This is a genomic window from Sphingomonas lacusdianchii, assembly GCF_022664395.1.
Taxonomy (GTDB): domain Bacteria; phylum Pseudomonadota; class Alphaproteobacteria; order Sphingomonadales; family Sphingomonadaceae; genus Sphingomonas; species Sphingomonas lacusdianchii.
Genome location: NZ_JAKRET010000010.1, coordinates 54,841 through 79,570 on the forward strand (window position 1 = coordinate 54,841; position 24,730 = coordinate 79,570).

The following is a 24,730-nucleotide window of genomic DNA, read 5'->3' on the forward strand; positions in this document are numbered from 1 at the left end:
TCGATCCGGTCCGGACGCTAATCGGTATATCGATTAGCGCCAAGCAGAATGGCGCACCGCCCTATGTCCGCCGCACCTCGCCATAGAGCCGGACTTCCAGTCGGTCGGTCATGCGGTCACCGCGATCGGTGAAGATCGGGGCGAGCTTGCCCTGCGGTGCGGTCGGGCCGACCATGAAGGCGGCGGTGGTGCGCGACTCCCGGCCGTCCTCCCAGCGATAGCGCGCGTCGATCGCGATCATCGGCACGAAGAACGGGCGATCCCGGGCGGTGACGATATTCACCGCGACGCGCGGCAGGGTCATCGTCGCTTCGAGATGGCGGCGCTCGCCCGCACCCAGCGCGAACGGGTCGAGCCCGCGCTTGGCATCGTTGGCGAAGAAGGTCGCGATCGCTTCGTCCTGTTCGGCATGGGCGGTCAGCAGCATCGTCGCGATACGGACCTCGGCCACCGGCATCGGTGCGGGATTGCCGACGGTCAGGTCGAAATCGAGCAGGATCCGGTCGCCCTCGGTGCCGACACGCAGGGGGGCGAGCTGAAATTCGAGGAACGGGCCGGGGTTCGGCGCGACGGGCGCGGGCGGTGGCGGTGGCGGCGACGCAGTGACGGGGCGCGGCGGCGGGGGCGGAGCGACCGGCTCGGGTGGCCGGACCGGGACGGGGGCGACCGGGGCGATCTCCTCGACGACAGCCGGCGGCTTGCGGCGGAGGCGGGTGAACAGGAACGCCGCGGCGGCGGCGACCGCGATCCCGCCGAGGAACCATAGCCACCATGGCAGCGCGTCGCCGGCCTGGGCCGGGGCGGCTTCGGCGGTCGCGGTCGGCGCGACGGCGGGTTCGGAGGTCGCGGTTGGTTCGGGGGTCGGCAGGACCTGCGGGCCGACATAGGTCGCCTCCGGGGTCGGTGCCGGAGCCGGAGTCGGGCGGACGACGGGTGCGGGCGAAGGCGTGGAAGTTGGCAAAGGTGTCACGCGCGGACGTTGCGCGGGCGGAGTCGGGGTGGCGGTCGGGCGCGGCGCGGGCGTGGCGCGCGGGGTCGGCGTCGACGTCGGCGTTGCGATCGGCGTCGAAGTTGGCACCGGGGTCGGCGCGACCTGCGGCGTGATGTCGTAGATCGGGATCGACCCACCCGGATTGGTCTGCTGCGCGGCGGCGGGCATGGCGAGACTCGCGACGACGGCCGCGCACGAAAGCTGGAACTGCATGCCCGACCTCAACCGGGCTTTCGCGCCACCTGTCAGCCCGCCGGACCCGGCATTGCGACGAAACGAGTTGGTTCCACGCCCAGTCGAAACAATCGTTGGCCCGCGTTGACATACTCCGCCCCCGCTTCTATATGGCGGGCTTGCTTCAGGACCGGGAAAGAATGCGTCGTCGCGCAACGCATTGCATGTATAGGCCTGTCGCCATTCCAGGACGCTCGATCAGCTGCGGCCCATATTGGGTGACGCGGCTTTCGTCGTCCCGATCGCACGCCAGCCCGGTGGCAACCGGGCACGAGATTTGACTGCAAGCGAGGCCCACGACTCCATGGCGACCAAGGCAACCGCAACCGGCACGCACAAGCGCCGCATCCGCAAGGTGTTCGGCGACATCCACGAAGTGGTGCAGATGCCGAACCTGATCGAGGTCCAGCGCGAGAGCTATGAACAGTTCCTGCGCAGCGACCCGTCGATCGGCTATGTCTCCGGCCTCGAAAAGACGCTGCGGTCGGTGTTCCCGATCCGCGACTTCGCCGGCACCGCCGAGCTCGACTTCGTCACCTACGAACTGGAAGACCCCAAGTTCGACGTCGAGGAATGCCGTCAGCGCGGCATCACCTATGCCGCGCCGATGCGCGTCACCCTGCGCCTGATCGTGTTCGAGGTCGATGCCGATACCGAGGCCCGCTCGGTCCTCGATATCAAGGAGCAGGACGTGTACATGGGCGACATGCCGCTCATGACCGAGAATGGCACCTTCTTCATCAACGGCACCGAGCGCGTGATCGTGTCGCAGATGCACCGGTCGCCGGGCGTGCTGTTCGACCATGACCGTGGGAAGACCCATGCCAGCGGCAAGTATCTCTTCGCCGCCCGCGTGATCCCGTATCGCGGGTCGTGGCTCGATTTCGAATTCGACGCCAAGGACATCGTCAACGTCCGTATCGACCGCAAGCGCAAGCTGCCGGTGACGTCGCTGCTCTATGCGCTGGGCATGACCGGCGAGGACATCCTCAACCATTTCTACAACCGCGTGACCTTCGTCCGTGGCGAAGGCGGCTGGCGCATTCCCTATGCGCCGGAAAACTGGCGCGGCCAGAAGCCGTCGTTCGACATCGTCGATGCGAACACCGGCGAAGTCGTGTTCCCGGCCGGCACCAAGATTTCGCCGCGCCTCGCCAACAAGGCGGGCAAGGACGGCCTGACCGACCTGCTGATCCCGACCGAGGAAATCTTCGGCCGCTACAGCGCCTATGACCTGATCAACGAGACGACCGGCCAGATCTATATCGAAGCCGGCGACGAGGTCTCGCCCGAGAATCTCGAACTGCTCGACCAGGCCGGCATCGAGCGGATCGAGCTGCTCGACATCGATCACGTGTCGACCGGTCCGTGGATCCGCAACACGCTGAACGTCGACAAGGCCGAGGAGCGCGAACAGGCGCTGTCGGACATCTATCGCGTGATGCGCCCCGGCGAACCGCCGACGCTGGAAACCGCCGAGGCGCTGTTCGCCGGGCTGTTCTTCGATCCCGAGCGCTACGACCTGTCTGCCGTGGGTCGCGTCAAGCTGAACATGCGTCTCGACCTCGACACGCCGGACACGGTGACCACGCTGCGCAGCGAGGACATCCTCGCCGTCGTCAAGACGCTGGTCGACCTGAAGGACGGCAAGGGCGAAGTCGACGATATCGACAATCTCGGCAACCGCCGCGTCCGCTCGGTCGGCGAGCTGCTGGAGAACCAGTATCGCGTCGGGCTGTTGCGCATGGAGCGTGCGGTCAAGGAGCGCATGTCGTCGGTCGACGTATCGACGGTCATGCCGAACGACCTGATCAACGCCAAGCCGGCGGTCGCCGCGGTGCGCGAATTCTTCGGTTCGTCGCAGCTGTCGCAGTTCATGGACCAGACCAACCCGCTGTCCGAAGTGACGCACAAGCGTCGCGTCTCGGCACTCGGGCCAGGCGGTCTGACGCGGGAACGCGCCGGCTTCGAAGTCCGCGACGTCCACCCGACCCATTATGGCCGTATCTGCCCGATCGAAACGCCGGAAGGCCCGAACATCGGTCTGATCAACTCGCTGGCCACCTTCAGCCGCGTCAACAAGTACGGCTTCATCGAGACCCCGTACCGTCGCATCATCGACGGCAAGGTGTCGGACGAAGTCGTGTACCTGTCGGCGATGGAAGAGCAGAAGCACACCGTCGCGCAGGCGTCGGCGGCGCTGAACGAGGATGGCAGCTTCGCCGAGGAACTGGTGTCGGCGCGTCAGGCCGGCGAATTCCTGATGGCGCTGCCCGAAAACGTCACGCTGATGGACGTCAGCCCGAAGCAGCTCGTCTCGGTCGCCGCGTCGCTCATTCCGTTCCTGGAAAACGACGACGCCAACCGCGCGCTGATGGGTTCGAACATGCAGCGTCAGGCGGTGCCGCTGGTGAAGGCGGAAGCGCCGTTCGTCGGCACCGGCATGGAAGAGACCGTGGCGCGCGATTCGGGCGCGGCGATCTCGGCCAAGCGGGCGGGTGTGGTCGATCAGGTCGATGCGGCCCGTATCGTGATCCGCGCGACCGGCGAGGTCGATGCGACCGAGAGCGGCGTCGACATCTACACGCTGATGAAGTTCCAGCGTTCGAACCAGTCGACCTGCATCAACCAGCGTCCGCTGGTGAAGGTGGGCGACGTGGTGAAGGCCGGCGAAGTCATCGCCGACGGCCCGTCGACCGAGTTCGGCGAGCTGGCGCTGGGCCGCAACGCGCTGGTCGCGTTCATGCCGTGGAACGGCTACAACTATGAGGACTCGATCCTCATCAGCGAGCGGATCGTGAAGGACGACGTGTTCACGTCGATCCATATCGACGAGTTCGAAGTGATGGCCCGCGACACGAAGCTCGGGCCGGAAGACATCACCCGCGACATTCCGAACGTGGGTGAAGAAGCGCTGCGCAACCTCGACGAGGCAGGCATCGTCTATATCGGTGCCGAGGTCGAGCCGGGCGACATCCTCGCCGGCAAGATCACGCCGAAGGGTGAATCGCCGATGACGCCGGAGGAAAAGCTCCTCCGCGCGATCTTCGGTGAAAAGGCCAGCGACGTGCGCGACACCTCGCTCCGCCTGCCGCCGGGCGTGTCGGGTACGGTCGTTGACGTCCGCGTCTTCAACCGCCACGGCATCGACAAGGACGAGCGCGCGATGGCGATCGAGCGCGAGGAGATCGAGCGCCTGAAGAAGGACTCGGACGACGAGCGCGGCATCCTCAACCGGGCGACCTGGTCGCGCCTGCGCGAGATGCTCGAAGGGCAGACCGCGACGGCCGCGCCCAAGGGCGTCAAGAAGGGCGTGGTCATCGACCGCGACCTGCTCGACAGCGTGGAAAAGCATGAATGGTGGCGGTTCGCCGTCGCCGACGATGCGGCGCAGGGCAATCTCGAAGCGATCAAGGCGCAGTATGACGAGGCGGTGAAGCGGATCACCGACAAGTTCCACGATCGCCGCGAGAAGCTGGAGCGGGGCGACGAGCTGCCGCCGGGCGTGCTCAAGATGGTCAAGGTGTTCGTCGCGGTGAAGCGCAAGCTGCAGCCGGGCGACAAGATGGCCGGCCGTCACGGCAACAAGGGCGTCATCAGCCGCATCCTGCCGCAGGAAGACATGCCGTTCCTCGAGGACGGTACCCCGGTCGACCTGGTGCTCAACCCGCTGGGCGTGCCGTCGCGCATGAACGTCGGGCAGATCTTCGAAACGCACCTTGGCTGGGCGGCACGCAACCTCGGCATGCAGGTCGCACGGTCGCTGCGCGACTGGCGCGAGGCGAACCCGGATGCGGTCGGCGGCGAAATGCCGGCGGCGGTCAAGGATCGGCTGAAGGAGATCTATGGCGATCACTATGCCGAGGATATCGACAGCCGTTCGAACGAGCAGCTGGCCGAACTGGTCCAGAACATCAGCACGGGCGTGCCCATGGGCACCCCGGTGTTCGACGGCGCGCGCGAAAGCGACGTGTCGGACATGCTGCAGCTGGCCGGCTTGCACAGCTCGGGTCAGTCGGTGCTGTTCGACGGTCGTACCGGCGATCAGTTCGACCGGATGGTCACCGTCGGCATCATCTACATGCTGAAGCTGCACCACCTCGTCGACGACAAGATCCACGCGCGTTCGATCGGGCCGTACTCGCTCGTCACCCAGCAGCCGCTGGGCGGCAAGGCGCAGTTCGGTGGCCAGCGCTTCGGGGAAATGGAAGTGTGGGCGCTCCAGGCCTATGGCGCCGCCTATACGCTCCAGGAAATGCTGACGGTGAAGTCCGACGACGTGGTCGGCCGCACCAAGGTCTATGAAGCGATCGTCAAGGGCGACGACACCTTCGAGGCCGGCATCCCCGAAAGCTTCAACGTGCTGGTCAAGGAAATGCGCTCGCTGGGCCTCAACATCGAGTTGAGCAGCCTGGAGGAGAATGACGGACTGGCCGAGGCGGCGGAGTAAGCCTTCCTGCTCCCTCTCCCCACAGCGTGGGGAGAGGGTCGGGGAGAGGGGCAGTCCAGCCCACTACCCTCTCCGCACTTCCCCTCTCCCAACCCTCTCCCCTGAAGGGGCGAGGGCTATGAGGTAAGATCATGAACGAACTGACCAATTTCGCGAACCCGGTGGCCAAGCCGGAGACTTTCGACCAGATCCAGATCGGCATCGCCTCGCCGGAGCGTATCCGCTCATGGTCGTTCGGCGAGATCAAGAAGCCCGAGACGATCAACTATCGCACGTTCAAGCCGGAACGTGACGGCCTGTTCTGCGCGCGCATCTTCGGTCCGATCAAGGATTACGAGTGCCTGTGCGGCAAGTACAAGCGCATGAAGTACAAGGGCATCGTCTGCGAAAAGTGCGGTGTCGAAGTCACGGTGTCGAAGGTTCGCCGTGAGCGGATGGGCCATATCGAACTGGCCGCACCTGTCGCGCACATCTGGTTCCTGAAGTCGCTGCCGTCGCGCATCGGCCTGCTGCTCGACATGCAGCTGAAGCAGCTCGAGCGCGTGCTGTATTTCGAGAGCTATATCGTGATCGAGCCGGGCCTGACCGCGCTCGAAAAGTATCAGCTCCTCACCGAGGACGAACTGCTCGACGCGCAGGACCAGTATGGCGAGGACGCCTTCTCGGCCGGGATCGGCGCCGAAGCGGTCAAGCAGATGCTGATCGACCTCGACCTCGAGGGCGAAAAGCGCGACCTGCTCGAAGAGCTGGCGGTCACCAAGTCGGAACTGAAGCCCAAGAAGATCATCAAGCGGCTGAAGGTCGTCGAGAGCTTCCTCGAATCGGGTAACCGTCCCGAATGGATGATCCTCGACGTCGTGCCGGTCATCCCGCCCGAACTGCGTCCGCTGGTGCCGCTGGACGGCGGTCGTTTCGCGACGTCGGATCTGAACGACCTGTACCGCCGCGTCATCAACCGCAACAACCGTCTGAAGCGGCTGATGGAACTGCGCGCGCCGGACATCATCGTCCGCAACGAAAAGCGCATGTTGCAGGAAGCGGTCGACGCGCTGTTCGATAACGGCCGTCGCGGCCGCACGATCACGGGTGCCAACAAGCGTCCGCTCAAGTCGCTGTCCGACATGCTCAAGGGCAAGCAGGGCCGCTTCCGTCAGAACCTGCTCGGCAAGCGCGTCGACTACTCGGGCCGTTCGGTCATCGTAACCGGTCCGGAGCTGAAGCTGCACCAGTGCGGCCTGCCCAAGAAGATGGCGCTCGAACTGTTCAAGCCGTTCATCTATGCGCGCCTCGACGCCAAGGGCCTGAGCATGACGCTCAAGCAGGCGAAGAAGTGGGTCGAGAAGGAACGCAAGGAAGTCTGGGACATCCTCGACGAAGTCATTCGCGAGCACCCGGTCATGCTGAACCGCGCGCCGACGCTCCACCGTCTGGGCATCCAGGCGTTCGAGCCGGTGCTGATCGAGGGCAAGGCGATCCAGCTCCACCCGCTGGTCTGCTCGGCGTTCAACGCCGACTTCGACGGCGACCAGATGGCCGTCCACGTTCCGCTGTCGCTCGAAGCGCAGCTGGAAGCGCGCGTGCTGATGATGTCGACCAACAACATCCTGTCGCCCGCCAACGGCAAGCCGATCATCGTGCCGTCGCAGGACATGGTGCTGGGTCTCTATTATCTGTCGATGGAAAAGACCGGCGAGCCGGGCGAAGGCATGCTGCTGGGCGACATGGCGGAGGTGCATCAGGCGCTGCACGCCGGGGCCGTCACGCTGCACACCAAGATCGTCAGCCGCGTTCCGCAGACCGACGAGGACGGCAAGCAGTATCTCAAGCGCTATGAGACCACCCCGGGTCGCATGCTGCTGGGCGAGACGCTGCCCAAGTCGCACAAGGTGCCGTTCGAAACGGTCAACCGCCTGCTGACCAAGAAGGACGTCGGCGACGTCATCGACGAGGTGTATCGTCACACCGGTCAGAAGGAGACGGTGCTGTTCGCCGACGCGATCATGGCGCTGGGCTTCCGTCACGCGTTCCGCGCCGGCATCTCGTTCGGCAAGGACGACATGCTGATCGCGCCCGACAAGGACAAGCTGGTCGACGAGACCCGCGATCAGGTGAAGGACTTCGAGCAGCAATATCAGGACGGCCTGATCACGCAGCAGGAGAAGTACAACAAGGTGATCGACGCCTGGAGCCGTTGCGGCGATCAGGTCGCGACCAGCATGATGGACGAGATCAAGGCGGTCCGCCGCTATGACGACGGCCCCAACAAGGGTCGCGAGAAGCCGATCAACTCGATCTACATGATGGCGCACTCGGGTGCCCGCGGTTCGCAGGCGCAGATCAAGCAGCTGGCCGGCATGCGCGGGCTGATGGCCAAGCCGTCGGGCGAGATCATCGAAACGCCGATCATCTCGAACTTCAAGGAAGGTCTGACCGTCCTCGAATACTTCAACTCGACCCACGGCGCCCGGAAGGGCCTGGCGGATACGGCGCTCAAGACGGCGAACTCGGGCTATCTGACCCGCCGTCTGGTCGACGTGTCGCAGGACTGCGTCATCATCGAGGACGATTGCGGCACCCAGCGCGCGCTGGAAATGCGGTCGATCATCGAAGGTGGTGCGACGATCGCGTCGCTCGGCGAGCGCATCCTCGGCCGCACCACGGCGGAGGACGTGACCGATCCGAAGACCGGCGAAGTCGTGTTCCCGGTCGGCACGCTGCTCGACGAAGCCATGGTCGCGCGGATCGAGAAGCTGGGCCTGCAGGCGATGAAGATCCGCAGCCCGCTGGTCTGCGAAGCCAAGATCGGCGTGTGCGGCAAATGCTATGGCCGTGACCTCGCCCGCGGTACGCCGGTGAATATCGGCGAAGCGGTCGGCGTCATCGCGGCGCAGTCGATCGGTGAACCGGGTACGCAGCTGACCATGCGTACCTTCCACATCGGCGGTGCGGCGCAGCTGAACGAACAGTCGAACCTCGAAGCGCCGGTCGACGGCACGGTCGAGTTCCGCGACCTGCGCCTGATCGAGGATCAGCGTGGCCGGCGCGTGGTGCTCAGCCGTTCGGGCGAGATCGCGATCGTCGACATGGACGGCCGCGATCTGTCGGTGCACCGCATCCCGTACGGTGCGTACGTACTGTTCGACGATGGCCACATCGTCTCGCAGGGCGACCGCATGGCGGAGTGGGATCCGTTCACCGCGCCGGTCATCACCGAAACCGCCGGTACCGTGAAGTTCATCGATCTGATCGAGAACAAGACGGTCACCGAGCGTGTCGACGAAGCGACCGGTATCGCCCAGCGCGAGATCATCGAATATCGCGCGACGTCGAAGTCGAAGGAGGATCTGCGTCCGCGCATGACCCTGCTCGACGCGAATTCGGGCGAGGCCGCGCGCTACATGCTCGCGCCGGGCGCGGTGCTGTCGGTCGAGGATGGTGCACAGGTACAGGCGGGTGACGTGCTTGCCCGTGTCGCCCGTGAATCGGCCAAGACCCGCGACATCACCGGCGGTCTGCCGCGCGTCGCCGAACTGTTCGAGGCGCGCATCCCGAAGGAGGCGGCGATCATCGCCAAGGTCTCGGGCCGCGTCGTGTTCGGCAAGGATTACAAGGCGAAGCGCAAGATCGGCATCCAGCCCGAGGATGGCGGCGAGGTCGTCGAGTATCTGATCCCGAAGTCGAAGGTGATCGACGTTCAGGAAGGCGACTATGTCAAGCGCGGCGACAACCTGATCGGTGGTTCGCCGAACCCGCACGACATTCTGGAAACGCTCGGCATCGAGCCGCTGGCCGAATATCTGGTCAGCGAAATCCAGGGTGTCTACCGACTGCAGGGCGTGAAGATCAACGACAAGCACATCGAGACGATCGTTCGTCAGATGCTGCAGAAGGTCGAGATCACCGACGGTGGCGACACCACCCTGCTGGCCGGCGAACAGCTCGACCGTGACGAGATGGACGAAGCCAATGCGAAGCTCGCGCCGGGTCTGGCCCCGGCACAGGGCAAGCCGGTGCTGCTCGGCATCACCAAGGCGTCGCTGCAGACGCGGTCGTTCATCTCGGCCGCTTCGTTCCAGGAAACGACCCGCGTCCTCACCGAGGCATCGGTGCAGGGCAAGATCGACAGCCTGAACGGTCTGAAGGAAAACGTCATCGTCGGCCGCCTGATCCCGGCGGGCACCGGTGCCGGTATGAACCGCCTGCGGGTCGCGGCATCATCGCGCGACGCGGCGCTGCGGGCCCAGCAAAAGGCGCTGGCCGGCTTCGTCGCGCCGAACTCGGCCGAGGAAGAACACGCCGCCGAACTGGCCCGCTCGCCCCGCGACGGTCAGGGCGTCAGCGATCCGCTGGCCGATGTCGTGCCTTCGGGCACCGGCACCGACGCCGATGCGGGCGAATATCTGAACGACTGATCGTTCGGGTCTTCGTGAGAGCAACGAACCGCCGTCCGGGCAACCGGGCGGCGGTTTTGTATTTGGAGTATTTGAAGTCTCGCTGCGCGAGCGCAGACCGTTGCCCTCTCCCCGGGCAGGGGAGAGGGATAGCGGAGCTTGCCAGCTTGCTGGCTGGAGCGTGACCCCAACAGGTAGAACCGTTCGTGCTGAGTAGGGGCTGAGCGAAGTCGAAGACCCGTATCGAAGCACCAGCCCCAAGCGGTCCTTCGATACGCCATTTCGACAAGCTCAATGGTTACTCAGGACGAACGGATCAGCCTTATGTGATCGGACCAGCGCAGCTTGGGAGAGGGGCGAAGCGAGCCTCCGGCTCGCGCGCTCGCATAGTCGAGCGCTTCCCCTCTCCCAGCTTCGACTAGGCCTTTGCTCTCGCAAAGACCAAGTCTGCGCATCCCTCTCCCCTATCGGGGCGAGGGACGGCTGCATCAGGCATTCCCCTTCCCCGCCTACGGCCCTAGGTTCGGGGCTAAGGGGGAAGTTCATGAAACGCATTCTGTCGACCTTGCTGCTGCTCGCAGCGCCCGCCACGGCGCAAAGCTACCGTCCGGACTTCGATCCCGCCGCGCATAAGGGGCCACGGTCGGGGCCAGCCAATGAAGTCGCGGTGCTGGGGTCGGCGCATCTGTCGCAACTGCCCGATCGGTTCCGGCCCGAAGCGCTCGCGCCGCTGCTCGACCGGCTGGCGGCGTGGAAGCCGCAGGCGATCGCGATCGAGGCGCTGTCGGGCGCGCAATGCGACCAGTTGCGCCGCTATCCCTATCGCTATGCCGATACCGTGCCCGATTATTGCTGGGACCCGGCACCCGCCAAGGCGGCGACCGGGCTCGACGTGCCGGCCGCCACCGCCGCCTATGAAGCGATGCTGACGACGCTGCCGCCCAACCCGACCGCGGCCGAGCGGCGCAAGCTGGCCGCGCTGTTCCTTGCCGGGGGCGAGCAGGCATCGGCGCTGGTCCAGTGGCTCCGGCTGCCGGCGGCAGAGCGCAAGGCCGGGGACGGGCTGGACGACACGCTGGCCGCGCGGCTGACCAAGCTGGAGACACGGCGTGACGAAAGTCTGATGATCGCGGCACGCCTCGCCGCCCGGCTGAGCCTCCAGCGCGTCTATGCCATGGACGATCACACCGCCGACCGATCGGTGCCGAAGGCGGACGAGGCCGCCTATGGCAAGACGATGCAGGCGGTCTGGGACAGTCCGGCGATGAAGCGGCGCATGGCGGCGATCGATGCGTCGCAGGTCGATCTGGCGACCGGCGCTGGCGTGCTGGCGATGTACCGCGGCTATAACGCACCCAGTCAGGGGAAGGTCGTGTTCGATACCGACTTCGGCGCGGCGCTCGAAGAGCCGTCGCCGCAGCGGTTCGGGCGGCAATATGTCGCCTATTGGGAGGTACGCAACCTGCGCATGGCGGCGAACATCCGCGACATGCTGGCCGAGGCGCCGGGGCCGGGCATGCGCGCGCTGGTCGTGGTCGGGGCGTCGCACAAGCCGTATCTGGAGGCCTACCTCAACCAGATGCACGACGTCCGCGTGGTCGATATCCGCCCGATGCTGCGCTGACGGAGCCGCAAGCCGTCCCGGTCGTTTCGTTCCTGTACCATCCGGAAGGGAACGCCATGGCCAAGGACGACGCCACCGCCGACAGTCTGGCCGACAGCGTCGACGACGCGCTGCTGGCCAAGACGCGCCCGCCGATCGGCGCCATGGTCCTGCTCGGCATCGCCGCGGGCGCGCAGATCGGCTTCGGCGCGATCGGCTATCTGGTGGCGCAGGCCGGTGCGGAACCGGGCGGCGCGACGCAATTGCTGTCGGGCCTCGCCTTCTCGGTCGGGCTGATGTTGGTGATGGTGACCGGCACGCAATTATTCACCGGCAATACCATGCTGGTCCTGCCCACCGCGCAGGATCGCCTGAGCATCGGCGAAACGCTGCGCGACTGGAGCGTGGTATGGGTCGCGAATCTGATCGGCAGCCTCGCCATCGCCGCGCTGTTCGTCGCATCGGGCGCGACGGGGGCGATCGACGGCGCGGTCGGACAGGCGGCGCTGAAGACCGCCGATACCAAACTGGCCAAGGACTGGGCCGAACTGCTCGCCTCGGGCGTGCTCGCCAATATGCTGGTATGTCTGGCGGTATGGATGGCGACGGGCGCGCAATCGGTGGCGGGCAAGATCATCGCCGTCATCGGGCCGGTCGCGCTGTTCGTCGCGGCGGGGTTCGAACATTCGGTCGCCAACATGACGCTGCTGCCGGTCGCGTGGGGGCTGGACCCGGCGGCGGTGCCGATAAGCGCGCTGCTCGGCAATCTGCTGCTGGCGACGGCGGGGAATATCGTCGGCGGATCGCTGGTCGCGATCGTGCTGGCGGCAGGGCATCGGACGTTGCGGGAATAACGGTTGGGTCGTCCTGCGTCACCCCGTCTGAACCAGACGTCATCCCAGCGCCGGCTGGGATCTCGCGGTGATCGCACGGAACAGTGGCCGGTCGAGGCCCCAGCCTGCGCTGGGGCGACGGTCTTGGTCGGACGAATCAAACCCGGATGGCGGTAGACGACGAAGCGGAACCCAGGATGCCGTCCGCGATGACGACAGCAGCCTGCGCAGATTCACCCCATCTGCGCCAAACATGAAAGAGGCCGCCGGGGTCTCTCGACGCCCGGCGACCTCAAGCATGGTCAGCGGCCGGAAGCTCCAGCCCGGGAGACCATGCGAGCCGCATTGATGATGCCGCGGCGTTGACTGGGGGAGGATACCCCCCGCACGCGGCCTCACGCGTTAGCGGCGCGTCTCCCGAACGAACTGAACCGACCCCATTGCTGAACCATGAGACATCGGATCACCTCCTTTCGCTAGTTAAAGCCGTTACGCACCGATCGGTGCGCATCCCGAATCTGGGGCATCGCGCGACCGCGTACAAGACTTGTATTGCACAATGTTTCCGCCATACTTCGCGGCCCCGCCCGCGAGTCAGCGCAGCCCCGGCCGGCACCCCCGCACCACCGTCCGGATCGCCTTGTCACCGGGCAGCCGCGCGACCGGACCGTCATCGATGGCGAAGCCGATGGTGTCGGCACGGGCCAGCGCGTCGAGGAAGGTCTGGCCGGTGGTCACCGCCGCTTCGGCCGCGCCGTCGACGGTCTGTGTCGGGAAGGTCGCGGCAGCATCGGCGACATAGAGGCGGATCGTCGCGCCCTGCCCCGGATGGGCGAAGACGATGCGCCGGGCCTGCGGATCGCAGCGGATGGTGAAGGCCGCCGCGCTATTCGCTTCGTAGCGCACCGCGCTACCGCTTGCCGATGCCTGATAGCGCCAGTTGCCGGCAAGCGGCGCCGCCCCGTCGAGTTCGGGGGTCGGCAGTTCGCCGGGCCTGAGCGCGCGCGGCGACGGGGTCGGGCGCGGGGTCGGCGTCGGGCGCACGGTCGGCTTCGGCGCGGGCGGCGGTTCGCTCGAACAGGCGGCAAGCGCCAGCGCCGCGAACGCCGCCGCCCGCCTCACGCGCGGCAATCCTCGGTCACGCGCAGGATTTCGGCCCAGCTCGGCAGGACCAGCCGGCCGATCGCGGCACCTTCCACGACGAAGCGGCCGCGGCTGAACCCGATCGCGTCGAGCAGCTTGTCGCTGGCGGGCAGCGACGCGCCGACCCCGCCGGCCATCGGCTGGACGGTCAGGCTGCGCTGCGTGCTGGTGGTGCGGATCGTCACCGTGCCGGCGGCGGGACGCGGCGAGGCGAAGACCATCGTCACCTGGCGGGCCGCACGGTTGCAGGTGAGCGTCGCGACCGGTGCCGCCCCGCGTACGCCATAGGTCGCGGCCGACCCGCTGCCGAGACCGCGATACTGCCAGTCGCCGGGGGCACGCGGCAGATCGCGCCAGTCGCCGACCGGTGGCGGGGCCGGCGTAACCGGCACGGGGCGCGGCGTGGGCGACGGGACCGTTTCGGGCGCAGGCGGCGCGCCGGGCGGCACACACCCGGCCAGCAGGAGAGCGGGGGCAAGGAACTTGATACGCATGGCCACCTTATGGGCGATGCGGGCGGTGGCCTCAACCGGGGATGGGGCGAAGCGCCCCTTGCATCGAACCGCCCGTCATTCCGGCGAAGGCCGGAATCTACGGATTGGGAAAGGTCATAATGGAGTCGACACCACCCGACACAATGGATCCCGACCTACGCCGGGATGACGATCTTTGGATTATCGCCACTCCGCGCAAACGCGGCCTCTGCGAACGTCGGCGCGCAGCAGAAAACTACGCGTACCCCGGCGGAGGCCGGGGTCCAGTCGGGAAGGTTCTTCCGTATTTTTCGGATTCCCCCAACTGGGCCCCGGCCTTCGCCGGGGTACAGAAAAAGGACTTTCGCAGAGGTCTCGCGCTTGCCGGAGTCCATACGCGCTACCGTCAGGCCAAACGCGCAACGACGGCGTGTATCGGCTCCCGCCTGCTCAACCAAGGCCGCTACCGCCGCCGTCCCCCGCCCCCGCCCCCGGCCATGCGCATCGCCTTCTGCTTGCCATAGCGCGTTTTGCGCGTTCCCGGCTTGCCCTCGTTCGACCGGCCCATGATCGGCGCCTTGTGCTCGCTCGCCGGCAGGCCGAGTTCCTCGTTCTCGAGGCTGCGGATTTCGTCGCGCAGCCGGCCGGCGGTCTCGAATTCGAGGTTCGCCGCCGCCTCGCGCATCTGCTTTTCGAGCGATTCGATGTACGACCGCAGATTATGGCCGACCATGTGCGGCCGGTCCTCGTCGATCTCCACCGTCACCTGATCGCGCGAGGCGACGTCGGCGATGATGTCGCCGATCTGGCGCTTGATCGTGGTCGGCGTGATGCCGTGTTCCTCGTTATACGCCCGCTGTTTTTCGCGGCGGCGATCGGTCTCGGCGATGGCGCGCTCCATGCTGCCGGTCATCCGGTCGGCATAGAGGATCACCCGCCCCTCGACGTTGCGCGCGGCGCGGCCGATCGTCTGGATCAGCGAGGTTTCGGAGCGCAGGAACCCTTCCTTGTCGGCGTCGAGGATCGCGACCAGCCCGCATTCGGGAATGTCCAGCCCCTCGCGCAGCAGGTTGATGCCGACCAGCACGTCATAGACGCCCATGCGCAGGTCGCGGATCAGCTCGATGCGCTCCAGCGTCTCGACGTCGCTGTGCATGTAGCGGACCTTCAGCCCCGCCTCGTGCATGAATTCGGTCAGATCCTCGGCCATGCGCTTGGTCAACGTGGTGACCAGCGTGCGATAACCGAGCTTCGCCGTCTCCTTGGCCTCATGGATCAGGTCGTCGACCTGTTCCTCGACCGGGCGGATCGTGATCGGCGGATCGATCAGCCCGGTCGGGCGGATGACCTGTTCGCTGAACACGCCGCCGGTCTGCTCCATCTCCCAATCGCCCGGCGTCGCCGAGACGCACACCGTCTGCGGGCGCATCGCGTCCCATTCGTTGAAGCGCAAGGGGCGGTTGTCGATCGCCGAGGGCAGGCGGAAGCCATATTCGGCCAGCGTGATCTTGCGGCGATGGTCGCCGCGCGACATGCCGTTGATCTGGCCGATCGTCTGGTGGCTTTCGTCGACGAACAGCAGCGCGTTTTCAGGCAGATATTCGAACAGCGTGGGCGGCGGTTCGCCGGGCAGGCGTCCGGTCAGGAAGCGGCTGTAATTCTCGATCCCCGCACAGGAACCGGTGGCGGCGATCATCTCGAGGTCGAAATTGGTGCGCTGTTCCAGCCGCTGCGCCTCCAGCAGCTTGCCCTCCATCACCAGTTCCTTCAGCCGCTCGGCGAGCTCATGCTTGATCGCCTCCGCCGCCTGTTTCAGCGTCGGGCCGGGCGTCACATAGTGCGAATTGGCATAGACGCGGATCGAGTTGAGGTTCGCGATCTTCTTGCCCGTCAGCGGGTCGAATTCGGTGATATCCTCGATATCGTCGCCGAAAAAGGTGATCCGCCACGCACTGTCCTCATAGTGCGACGGGAAGAGTTCGAGGCTGTCGCCGCGCACGCGGAAATTGCCGCGCTGGAACGCGGCATCGTTGCGCTTGTACTGCAGCGCGACCAGCTTGCGGACGATCTCGCGCTGGTCGACGACATCGCCCTTCTTCAGGTCGAAGATCATCGCCGAATAGGTTTCGACCGATCCGATACCGTAGAGGCACGATACCGATGCGACGATGATGACGTCGTCACGCTCCAGCAGCGAGCGGGTCGCGGAGTGGCGCATCCGGTCGATCGCCTCGTTGGTGGAGCTTTCCTTTTCGATGTACGTGTCCGAGCGTGGCACATAGGCTTCGGGCTGATAATAGTCGTAATAGCTGACGAAATATTCGACGGCGTTATCGGGAAAGAACGACTTCATCTCCCCGTACAGCTGCGCCGCAAGTATCTTGTTCGGCGCTAGAATCAGCGCCGGCCGCTGCAGCTCCTCGATGGTCTTCGCCATGGTGAAGGTTTTGCCCGAGCCAGTGACGCCCAGCAGCACCTGATCCTTTTCGCCGGCGCGTGCCGCCGCGACCAGTTCCCGGATCGCGGTCGGCTGGTCGCCGGCGGGCTGATATTCGGACTGGATCACGAAGCGTTTGCCCGCATCCACCTTCTCCGGGCGGGCCGGGCGGTGGGGGATGAAGGTCTGCCCGGTTTCCGGCTCGGACAGGTCGGTGCGGATCATGATCGCCATGGGTCGGAATATGGGTGTGGCGGAACGGGACGGCAACATTGCTGCACGCGAAGACACGAAGAAGAAGGTAGTTTTCGCGCAGAGGCGCGGAGACGCGAAAGGGGTTTGGCCTGTCGCGCCGTTTTGAGTCTCTCGACCTTGGCGACCCCATCCGCCGGATATTGTCATGCCAGCGAAGGCTGGCATCTCGTGCGGCGAGGAGCGCGCTTCACAACCGGGAGACCCCAGCCTGCGCTGGGTGACGTTCTGGGCCAGGCGAACGCTGGCCGGTCACGAAACCTCCTCTGCGCCTCTGCGCCTCTGCGCGAACCACTCCCTTCTTCTTAAACTTCGCGCCCTTCGCGCCCTTCGCGCCTTCGCGCCTTCGCGCCTTCGCGTGAACCAAATCCCCCTCGACACCCGCTCCGAACCCGATAGCTTGACGCGCAAAGGGGACCCCGAACCATGCGCAAACTGATCGCCACCGCCGCCTGCCTGTTCGCCGCGACGCCGGCCATGGCCGAACCCGACTGGGCCCCCGCCGTGCGCGCCGATTACAGCGCGTCGCTGGGGAGCATGTGGGACTGGTTCCACCGCAACCCCGAATTGTCGTTCAAGGAAGTCAAGACCGCCGAGCGCATGGCGACCGAGCTGCGCAAGGTGCCGGGCATGCAGGTCACCACCGGCGTCGGCGGCACGGGCGTCGTCGGCGTGCTCAAGAACGGCGCCGGCCCGACCGTGCTGGTCCGCGCCGACATGGACGGGCTGCCGGTCGAGGAGAAATCGGGCCTGCCCAATGCCAGCAAGGCGCGGCAGGTCGGGATCGACGGGGTCGAGGCGCCGGTGATGCACGCCTGCGGCCATGACACGCATATCACGTCGATGGTCGGCACCGCCCGCCGGCTGGCGGCGCTGAAGGACCGGTGGAAGGGCACGATCGTCTTCATCGTCCAGCCCGCCGAGGAACGCGTCGGCGGGGCGAAGGCGATGCTGGCCGACGGCCTCTACAACCGCTTCCCCAAGCCCGATTATGCGCTCGCCTTCCATGTCGCGGCCGGGCTGCCGGCCGGCATGGTGTCGGCATCGGAGGGCATCCAATATTCGTCGTCGGACTCGGTCGATATCAACGTGCCCGGCATCGGCGCGCACGGGGCCAGCCCGCATGCCGGCAAGGACCCAGTCTATATGGCGTCGCAACTGGTGATCGCGCTGCAGGGTCTCATCAGCCGCGAACGCCAGCCGCTCGATCCCGGGGTCATCACCGTCGGATCGTTCCATGCTGGCCTCAAACACAACATCATCAGTGACATGGCGAAGCTGCAGGTGACGGTCCGCGCCAATGACGAGGGCACGCGCAAGCAGTTGCTCGACGGTATCCAGCGGGTGACGACCGGCATCGGCACGCTGAACGGCATGCCCGCCGACCGGATGCCGACCGCCAAGGTGATCGAAGGCACGCCGACCACGATCAACGACGCCCCCCTCGCCCGCCGCCTGAACGCGGTGATGGCGACGACGCTGGGGGCGAAGAATGTCGTGCCGTTCGAACAGACCGGCATGGGGGCGGAGGATTTCGCCTATCTGGTCCAGCCGGATTCGAAGGTGAAAGGCTATTATTTCGCGGTCGGCGGGACACCGATGGCGGACATCACCGCCGCGAAGAATGGCGGGCCGCCGGTGCCGTCGCACCACTCGCCGCTGTTCAAGGTCGCGCCCGAGCCGTCGATCGTGACGGGGACGATCGCGATGACGGCGGCGGTGCTGGACTTGCTGGGACCGCAGTCGGGGAACTAACCTACCCGCCCCCACCCCCGTTCGGTTCGAGCAGCTTCGAGCGAAGTCGAGAAACGTCCGTCGAGAACCTTGTCGCTTGGGGCAACCCCTTCTCGACTTCGGTTCTCGACAAACTCGAACCGCCGCTCGAAGCAAACGGGTGGGGTGGATAAGGCGGCAAAGCCCCCTACCCGAACACCGACCAATCCGCCTTGTCCGCCAGCAACTCCAGCGCCCTGACCCCCAGGATCGAATTGCCCTGCCGGTCGAGATTGTTCGACCACACCGCGATCGACGCGACCTGCGGCACGATGGCGAGGATACCGCCCCCTACCCCGCTCTTGGCCGGCAGCCCGACGCGATAGGCGAAGTCGCCCGATCCGTCATATTGCCCGCTGGTCGTCATCAGCGACAGCAGCCGCCGCGTCCGCTTGGCGCGCTTGTCGCCTTCGGCATCGCCGGTCCTCGCGGTGCGGGTCAGGAACAGGCCGGTCTTCGCCAGCGACTGTGCGCTCAACTCGATGGCGCATTGATGGACGTACGCTTCCATCACCTCGTCGATGTCGCAGTGGAGATTGCCGTGATGTTTGGCAAAGCTCATCATCGCGCGGTTGAGGTCGCCGCCCTTGCGCCCGCTTTCCAGTACGTCGTCATTCAGGATGACGTCGCTCTGCCCCGCCTGTTCGCGCACGAACTCGACCACCGCCCGCGCCGACGCATCATCGCCCTTGTGCTCGACCAGTATGTCGCACACCACCAGCGCGCCGGCGTTGATGAACGGGTTGCGCGGCACGCCCTTGTTGCGTTCGAGGTCGACGATCGAATTGAACGGATCGCCCGACGGCTCGCGCCCCACCCGCTTGAACACCTGGTCCCCACATGCCTCCAGCGCCAGTTCCAGCGCGAAGACCTTGGCGATGCTCTGGAGCGGGAAGCGGATATGCGAATAGCCGCCATGGTACAGTGCGCCATCGGGCGTCGCCACCGCCATGCCGAACCAGTCGGGCGGATAGTCGTGGCCCGCTTCGGCCGCCGCCTCGATCTCGGCAGCGTTGGCGGTGATCTCCTCCGTCACCTCGGCGACGATGCGGGCGAGGTCGGTCATGGCAATTCCTTGTGTAGCAAAGCGTCGCCCCAGCGTAGGCTGGGGCATTCCTCCGCATGAGCGCGCGCTCCCGTGGAAGGATATCCCAGCCTGCGCTGGGATGACGTGCTTCTACAACCCTATATCTGCACCAGATTATTCAGGTTGATGATCGGCAGCAGGATCGCCAGCACCATCATCAGCACCAGCCCGCCCATCAGCAGCAGCACCATCGGTTCGACCAGCGCGACCAGGGTCGCGACCAGCGCGTCGAGTTCGCGCTCCAGTTCGCCCGACGCGCGATCGAGCGCGGGGGCCAGCCGCCCCGACGTCTCGCCCGAGGCGACGATCGCGACCAGCATCGACGGAAAGATTTCCGCCTCCGCCATCGCGGCGCGCAGGCTCAACCCCTCGCGGACCCGCGCCGCGACGGTCAGTGCCTTGTCGCGCACGAAGCGGTTGGGCGTGACCGCGGCGGCGGCGTGGAGCGCCTCGACCAGCGGTACCGCGCTGCCGACCAGCGTCGCGAGGCTGCCGGCGAAGCGCGCGGCATTATGCTGGCGGCTGAAGCGGCGGAACGGTCGCCGCGTCGCGAAACGCTTGTCGAGCGCCAGCCGGTTGCCCGGCACCTTCAGCCAGCGCGCGCCGACGAGGAACAGTATCAGTGCCGCGACCGCGACATATAGCCCGTAATTCTGGATGAAGGCCGACAGGGCGATCAGCGCGCGGGTCAGGAACGGCAACTCCGCCCCGCGCGACACAAATACGCGGACGATGTCGGGCACGACATAGACCATCAGCAGCACCATCATGCCGAAGCTGACCGTCGCCAGCAGCGCCGGATAGAGCAGCGCCAGCTGCATCTTCTGGCCATTGGCCTGCCGTGTCTCGACGAAATTGGCGAGGTGGTTGAGCACATCGGGCAGCCGCCCCGACTGTTCGCCCGCGGCGACCGAGGCGCGGTAGAATTCTGGGAATGCCTTTGGGTGCCGCCCCAGCCCCTGCGCGAAGCTGCGCCCGTCGAGGATCGCGGCGCGCACGTCGAGCAGCAGCGCGTTGACCGCCGCATTGTCGGCCTGTCCCGCGACGATGCGCAGCGACTCTTCGATCGAGATGTCCGATCCGACCAAGGTCGCGATCTGGCGGGTGAGCGTCGCCAGCGCCTTGGCCGACACGCCGCGCCGGAACAGGCGGGGAAGCTGGATGCTGCCGAGTTTCGGGCCCTTCTCGGCAGCCTCCTCGACCGACAGCGGGAGTTCGCCGCGTTCGCGCAGCATCGCGCGGGCGGCGGCGGGGCTGGACGCCTCGATCACGCCCTTGACGGTGGCGCCGGTGCGAGATGCGGCGCGGTAGGTGTAGGCGGTCACCTACCTACCCCCGTCAAAACTCCGTTCGGTTCGAGCAGCTTCGAGCTTGTCGAGAAGCGTCCGTCGAGAACTCCCGCCCAGCGGAACCCCGTTCTCGATACGCGCTCTCGACGCGCTCGATCGCTACTCGAACCAAACGGTAGGGAGTTGGGAGGGGAATTTGTCACCCCTCCTCCCGCACGACCCGCGCGACCTCCTCGACGGTGGTCACCCCGGCCTTCACCTTCGCCACGCCGTCATCGAGCAACGCCGGATTGTCGACCCGCGCCGCGCGCTCCAGTTCGGCCTCGGCGACGCCATTGTGGATCATCGCCTGCAACCGGTCGTCGACTGCCACGACTTCGTACAGCCCGGCGCGCCCGCGATAGCCCTCATGATGGCACGCCTCGCATCCGCCCTTGCGCCACAATTTCTTGCCCGGCTTGATCGCCCCGCCCAGCAGCGCGCTGTCGGCGTCGGTCGCGCGGTCCTGCCAGCGGCAATGGATACACAACCGCCGCACCAGCCGCTGCGCGACCAGCCCGACCAGCATCGGCGCCAGCAGATAGCGTTCGACCCCCATGTCGATCAGCCGCGTGACCGATCCGATCGCAGTGTTGGTGTGCAGCGTCGACAGCACGAAATGGCCGGTCATCGACGATCGCACCGCCGTCTGCGCGGTTTCCTGATCGCGGATTTCGCCGACCATGATGACGTCGGGGTCCTGCCGCAGGATCGCGCGCAGTCCCCGCGCGAAGGTCATGTCGGTACGCGGATTGACCTGCGTCTGGGCGATGCCGGCCAGTTCATATTCGATCGGGTCCTCGACCGTCATCACGTTGCGGCGGCGATCGTTCAGCCGGGTCAGCGCGGTATAGAGCGTCGTCGTCTTGCCCGAGCCGGTCGGCCCGGTGACCAGCAGCAGCCCGTGTGGCCGTTCGAGCAACCGGCCAAACACCGTTTCGTCGCGCTCCGACATGCCGAGACCGGCGAGGTCGAGCATCATGCCCCCGCGTTCAAGCAGACGCAGCACCACCCGTTCGCCATGCTGGGTCGGCATGGTCGACACGCGGGCGTCGACGTCGTGGCCGCCGATGCGCAGCGTGACGCGGCCGTCCTGCGGGGTGCGGCGCTCGGCGATGTCGAGCTTCGCCATGACCTTGATCCGGCTGACGAGCAACGGGGCGAGCGCGCGCGGCGGCTCGACGATGTCGCGCAGCACGCCGTCGATGCGGAAGCGGACGACGAGGCGCTTTTCCTGCGTCTCGACATGGACGTCGGACGCGCCTTCCTTGATCGCTTCCAGCAACAGCGCGTTGATGAGGCGAATGACCGGCGAATCGTCGCGCGCGTCGAGCAGATCGTCGACCGCCGCCGCGCTGTCGGCCAGCGCCGCCAGATCGGTCTCGGCCAGTTCGATGTCCGCAGCGGTGGTGGCGCTGCCGCCATAGCTCGCCTGCAACGCCGCATCGAAGGCCGCATCGTCGAGCGCCACGAATGGGATGCCCGGCGCGACCCGCTGCACCTCGAGCATCGCATCCAGCGTCGCATCGCCGCGATGGACGCATTCCATGCCCTGCGCGCCCAGCCGGATCAGCACGCCGCCCTTGCGCGCATAGCCATAGGGCAGCCGGACCGGTTCGGCATGGAGCAGCGTGTCGGTCATGGCTGGAACTCCACCGTCGCGTTGACCCGGCCCGATGTCGACCCGCGCTGCATCGTGACCCGCCGCACGTTGATCTTGCTGGTCGATGCGACCGAACTCAGCCACGTCACCACCGCCGGATAGGGCGCGTCGGTCAGCGTCGCGGTGATGCCACCACCGGCTTCGGCAAGGGTCGGTTGCAGCCCGGCGGTCGCGGCGGCCGACGCGATCACGCTTTGCGGCGGTCCGGCGGCGGTCATCTGCGGCGCGGACTCCAGCCGTCCGGCGGCGCGCACCCGCGCCATCAGCGTCTCGGCCTGACGGATATCGGCACGCGCCTGCGACCGTGCCGCCTGTACCGGCTTGACCACGCCATAGACCAGCACGATTCCAGCGAGCAGCACCGTCAGCGTTCCGACCAGCACCCGCTCGCGCGTGGTCAGCCCCTGCCACCAGCCATCGAACCGGGCCAGTGCCGCTTCGATGCGGGCGCTCCTGCGTACGACGATCATGCCCCGCGCGCCACGATGCGCAGTGCCCCGCCCGGCTGGGCGCTCACCTGTGCCGCGACCCCCGCTGCCGACAATGCAGCGCGCAGCCGGTCGGCCATGCCGGTTTCGGGCGACTGGCAATCGAGGGTCAGTGCGTTTCCTTCGAAATCCATGCGGTTGACCACCAATGCCGGTCCGATAGGCGACAGCGCCCCGGCAACGCGCGACAGCAGCGGCACGAACCGGTTGCTGCCGGTCGGGCGCGGCAGCAGGTCGGCGACGCGGACCATGAAATCATCGCCGCCGGTCGGCACCGACGGCGCGGTCGTCGCGACCAGTTGCTGAAGCGCCGCCTGCCGCCGCGCGGCGATCCGCTCCAGCATCAGCGTATCGGCGATGGCGATGACGCCATGCGCCAGCGCCGCCGCGCCGAGGATCATCGCCACCTTGCGCGTCGTGCTCGGCCATGCCGTGCGGCGGCGGGCATAGGCGCCCTGTCGCAGATCAATCGGCGCCGCGGCGATGCGTTCAGCAAGCGGGGCGGGCGGGAAAGCGGCGCCATCGCCCGCCATCGCCTCCGGCAGCGGCTCGCCGAGCGCCTGCACCACCGGTCGCCCTGCCGCCTCCCATGCCGCGGCCAGCATCGGCAGCGGAATGGCGAAGCCGGTGCCATCGGCGGCGCGGACCAGCGCCCGGCCGCCGGTCACCTCGACGCTCCATCCCTCGACCGGTGCCGGCAGGGTCAGCGCATCGGGCACGAACGCCGCCGCGCCGATCCCGGCGCCTTCGGCGATCGCCACCCATTCGGCCATGACATTGTGCCGCACCACCGCGACCAGATAGCGCCGGTCGCCGATCGCGTCGCCCAGCGCCAGATGGACAGCATCGATCGGATCGGCGATCCGGTCCTCGACCGCGAAGGGCAACGCCGCCAGCCGCTTGGCCCGGTTGGGCAGCGGCAGGTCGACCGGAAGCAAAAGGACCGATTCGGACGGCACGAGCAAGGTTGTTGCGGGGACCGTGCCATCGACTAAGATGGCGGCGCCGCCCGCGACAGCCCACACGCCGGCGGCCGGACCGGCGGGGGCGGGTTCGATTGTCACAATGGCTTCATCGTGTGGACGCATTGGGGCGTGGATGCGCATCTTATTCCGAAAGTTTCGTGACACCTTGGCCGCGAACCCCGCCGCCCGCAAGGTTTCTGTCCCAACCCAAGAGGCGGGGCTGACATTGGTCGAAATGATCGTCGTGCTGGCGATCATCGCGCTGGTCGCGGCGCTGATCGTGCCGAACGTCATCAACCGCCCCGATCAGGCGCGGGTGACGACCGCCGGCACCGACATCAAATCGATCTCCGCCGCGCTGAAAATGTACCGACTGGACAATGGCGACTACCCGACGACGACGCAGGGACTGAAGGCGCTGGTCGAGAAACCGACCCAGCCGCCGGTGCCGGGCGCCTATCCGCCCGATGGCTATCTGTCCCAGATGCCGCAGGACCCTTGGGGCAATCCCTATGTCTACGAATCGACCGGCGGGCGCTTTGCGATCAAGTCGCTCGGCAAGGACGGCAAGCCCGGCGGCGAGGGGCTCGACGCCGATATCGACGGAACGACCCGCTGA

At 66.6% G+C, this 24,730-nt stretch carries 15 protein-coding genes; 6 read left to right on the plus strand and 9 right to left on the minus strand.

Going from position 1 to position 24,730, the window contains the following annotated elements; all coding sequences use genetic code 11:
• Nucleotides 1-61: 61 nt before the first annotated feature.
• Nucleotides 62-1,204, minus strand: a complete 1,143-nt coding sequence (locus MF607_RS22725) for a hypothetical protein (RefSeq protein WP_277925911.1) — start codon at nt 1,202-1,204, stop codon at nt 62-64.
• A 325-nt stretch (nt 1,205-1,529) separates the two neighbouring features.
• Between MF607_RS22725 and rpoB the strand changes: the two genes are divergently transcribed.
• From rpoB to MF607_RS14105, 4 genes are all read left to right on the plus strand, one after another.
• Nucleotides 1,530-5,675, plus strand: coding sequence for a DNA-directed RNA polymerase subunit beta (gene rpoB / locus MF607_RS14090; RefSeq protein ID WP_242119876.1), 4,146 nt, complete (start codon nt 1,530-1,532; stop codon nt 5,673-5,675).
• Between the two features lie 131 nt (nt 5,676-5,806).
• Entirely contained in the window at nt 5,807-10,087 is a 4,281-nt protein-coding gene (rpoC, locus tag MF607_RS14095; RefSeq protein ID WP_242119878.1) for a DNA-directed RNA polymerase subunit beta', read from the plus strand.
• A 523-nt stretch (nt 10,088-10,610) separates the two neighbouring features.
• Nucleotides 10,611-11,690, plus strand: a complete 1,080-nt coding sequence (locus MF607_RS14100; RefSeq protein ID WP_242119881.1) for a DUF5694 domain-containing protein — start codon at nt 10,611-10,613, stop codon at nt 11,688-11,690.
• Nucleotides 11,691-11,746: 56 nt separating this feature from the next.
• The gene (locus tag MF607_RS14105) at nt 11,747-12,523 is read left to right on the plus strand and encodes a formate/nitrite transporter family protein (protein WP_242119883.1); all 777 of its coding nucleotides are present in this window, start codon (nt 11,747-11,749) and stop codon (nt 12,521-12,523) included.
• 573 nt (nt 12,524-13,096) lie between these two features.
• On the opposite strand, the gene MF607_RS14110 is transcribed toward MF607_RS14105, so the two are convergent.
• The 3 genes from MF607_RS14110 to uvrB all read right to left on the minus strand — a co-directional run bounded on the left by MF607_RS14110 (nt 13,097) and on the right by uvrB (nt 16,789).
• Nucleotides 13,097-13,624 (minus strand): hypothetical protein, encoded by a 528-nt coding sequence (locus tag MF607_RS14110; RefSeq protein WP_242119885.1) that lies wholly within the window; start codon nt 13,622-13,624, stop codon nt 13,097-13,099.
• Nucleotides 13,621-14,139, minus strand: a complete 519-nt coding sequence (locus MF607_RS14115) for a hypothetical protein (RefSeq protein ID WP_242119888.1) — start codon at nt 14,137-14,139, stop codon at nt 13,621-13,623. The genes MF607_RS14110 and MF607_RS14115 overlap by 4 nt, the downstream gene beginning before the upstream one ends.
• A gap of 442 nt (nt 14,140-14,581) precedes the next feature.
• Nucleotides 14,582-16,789 (minus strand): excinuclease ABC subunit UvrB, encoded by a 2,208-nt coding sequence (gene uvrB / locus MF607_RS14120; protein WP_242119890.1) that lies wholly within the window; start codon nt 16,787-16,789, stop codon nt 14,582-14,584.
• Between the two features lie 444 nt (nt 16,790-17,233).
• Between uvrB and MF607_RS14125 the strand changes: the two genes are divergently transcribed.
• Complete coding sequence (locus tag MF607_RS14125; RefSeq protein ID WP_242119892.1) at nt 17,234-18,562, plus strand: amidohydrolase; 1,329 nt, start codon at nt 17,234-17,236, stop codon at nt 18,560-18,562.
• A 166-nt stretch (nt 18,563-18,728) separates the two neighbouring features.
• Here the strand turns inward: MF607_RS14125 and glsA are convergent, their stop codons facing one another.
• The 5 genes from glsA to gspL form a co-directional block, all read right to left on the minus strand.
• Entirely contained in the window at nt 18,729-19,646 is a 918-nt protein-coding gene (glsA, locus tag MF607_RS14130) for a glutaminase A (protein ID WP_242119894.1), read from the minus strand.
• Between the two features lie 119 nt (nt 19,647-19,765).
• Nucleotides 19,766-20,992 carry a type II secretion system F family protein gene (locus MF607_RS14135; protein ID WP_242119896.1) on the minus strand — a complete coding sequence of 409 codons (1,227 nt, stop codon included), beginning with the start codon at nt 20,990-20,992 and terminating at the stop codon, nt 19,766-19,768.
• A gap of 163 nt (nt 20,993-21,155) precedes the next feature.
• Nucleotides 21,156-22,637, minus strand: coding sequence for a GspE/PulE family protein (locus MF607_RS14140; protein ID WP_242119898.1), 1,482 nt, complete (start codon nt 22,635-22,637; stop codon nt 21,156-21,158).
• Nucleotides 22,634-23,128 (minus strand): type II secretion system protein M, encoded by a 495-nt coding sequence (locus MF607_RS14145; protein WP_242119899.1) that lies wholly within the window; start codon nt 23,126-23,128, stop codon nt 22,634-22,636. Before MF607_RS14145 ends, MF607_RS14140 begins: the two co-directional genes overlap by 4 nt.
• Nucleotides 23,125-24,210: a type II secretion system protein GspL gene (gene gspL, locus MF607_RS14150; protein WP_242119902.1), complete on the minus strand. Its 1,086-nt coding sequence runs from the start codon at nt 24,208-24,210 to the stop codon at nt 23,125-23,127. The genes MF607_RS14145 and gspL overlap by 4 nt, the downstream gene beginning before the upstream one ends.
• Before the next feature lie 34 nt (nt 24,211-24,244).
• Between gspL and gspG the strand changes: the two genes are divergently transcribed.
• A complete protein-coding gene (gene gspG / locus MF607_RS14155) occupies nt 24,245-24,730 on the plus strand; it encodes a type II secretion system major pseudopilin GspG (RefSeq protein ID WP_277925913.1) in 486 nt (161 codons plus the stop codon).

Coding starts and splice junctions, on each gene's coding strand:
- MF607_RS14140 (WP_242119898.1), bottom strand. CDS start 22,637: ATGACCGACACGCTGCTCCATGCCGAACCGGTCCGGCTGCCCTATGGC.
- gspG (WP_277925913.1), top strand. CDS start 24,245: ATGCGCATCTTATTCCGAAAGTTTCGTGACACCTTGGCCGCGAACCCC.
- MF607_RS14115 (WP_242119888.1), bottom strand. CDS start 14,139: ATGCGTATCAAGTTCCTTGCCCCCGCTCTCCTGCTGGCCGGGTGTGTG.
- glsA (WP_242119894.1), bottom strand. CDS start 19,646: ATGACCGACCTCGCCCGCATCGTCGCCGAGGTGACGGAGGAGATCACC.
- MF607_RS22725 (WP_277925911.1), bottom strand. CDS start 1,204: ATGCAGTTCCAGCTTTCGTGCGCGGCCGTCGTCGCGAGTCTCGCCATG.
- rpoC (WP_242119878.1), top strand. CDS start 5,807: ATGAACGAACTGACCAATTTCGCGAACCCGGTGGCCAAGCCGGAGACT.
- MF607_RS14145 (WP_242119899.1), bottom strand. CDS start 23,128: ATGATCGTCGTACGCAGGAGCGCCCGCATCGAAGCGGCACTGGCCCGG.
- MF607_RS14105 (WP_242119883.1), top strand. CDS start 11,747: ATGGCCAAGGACGACGCCACCGCCGACAGTCTGGCCGACAGCGTCGAC.
- MF607_RS14100 (WP_242119881.1), top strand. CDS start 10,611: ATGAAACGCATTCTGTCGACCTTGCTGCTGCTCGCAGCGCCCGCCACG.
- MF607_RS14125 (WP_242119892.1), top strand. CDS start 17,234: ATGCGCAAACTGATCGCCACCGCCGCCTGCCTGTTCGCCGCGACGCCG.
- rpoB (WP_242119876.1), top strand. CDS start 1,530: ATGGCGACCAAGGCAACCGCAACCGGCACGCACAAGCGCCGCATCCGC.
- uvrB (WP_242119890.1), bottom strand. CDS start 16,789: ATGGCGATCATGATCCGCACCGACCTGTCCGAGCCGGAAACCGGGCAG.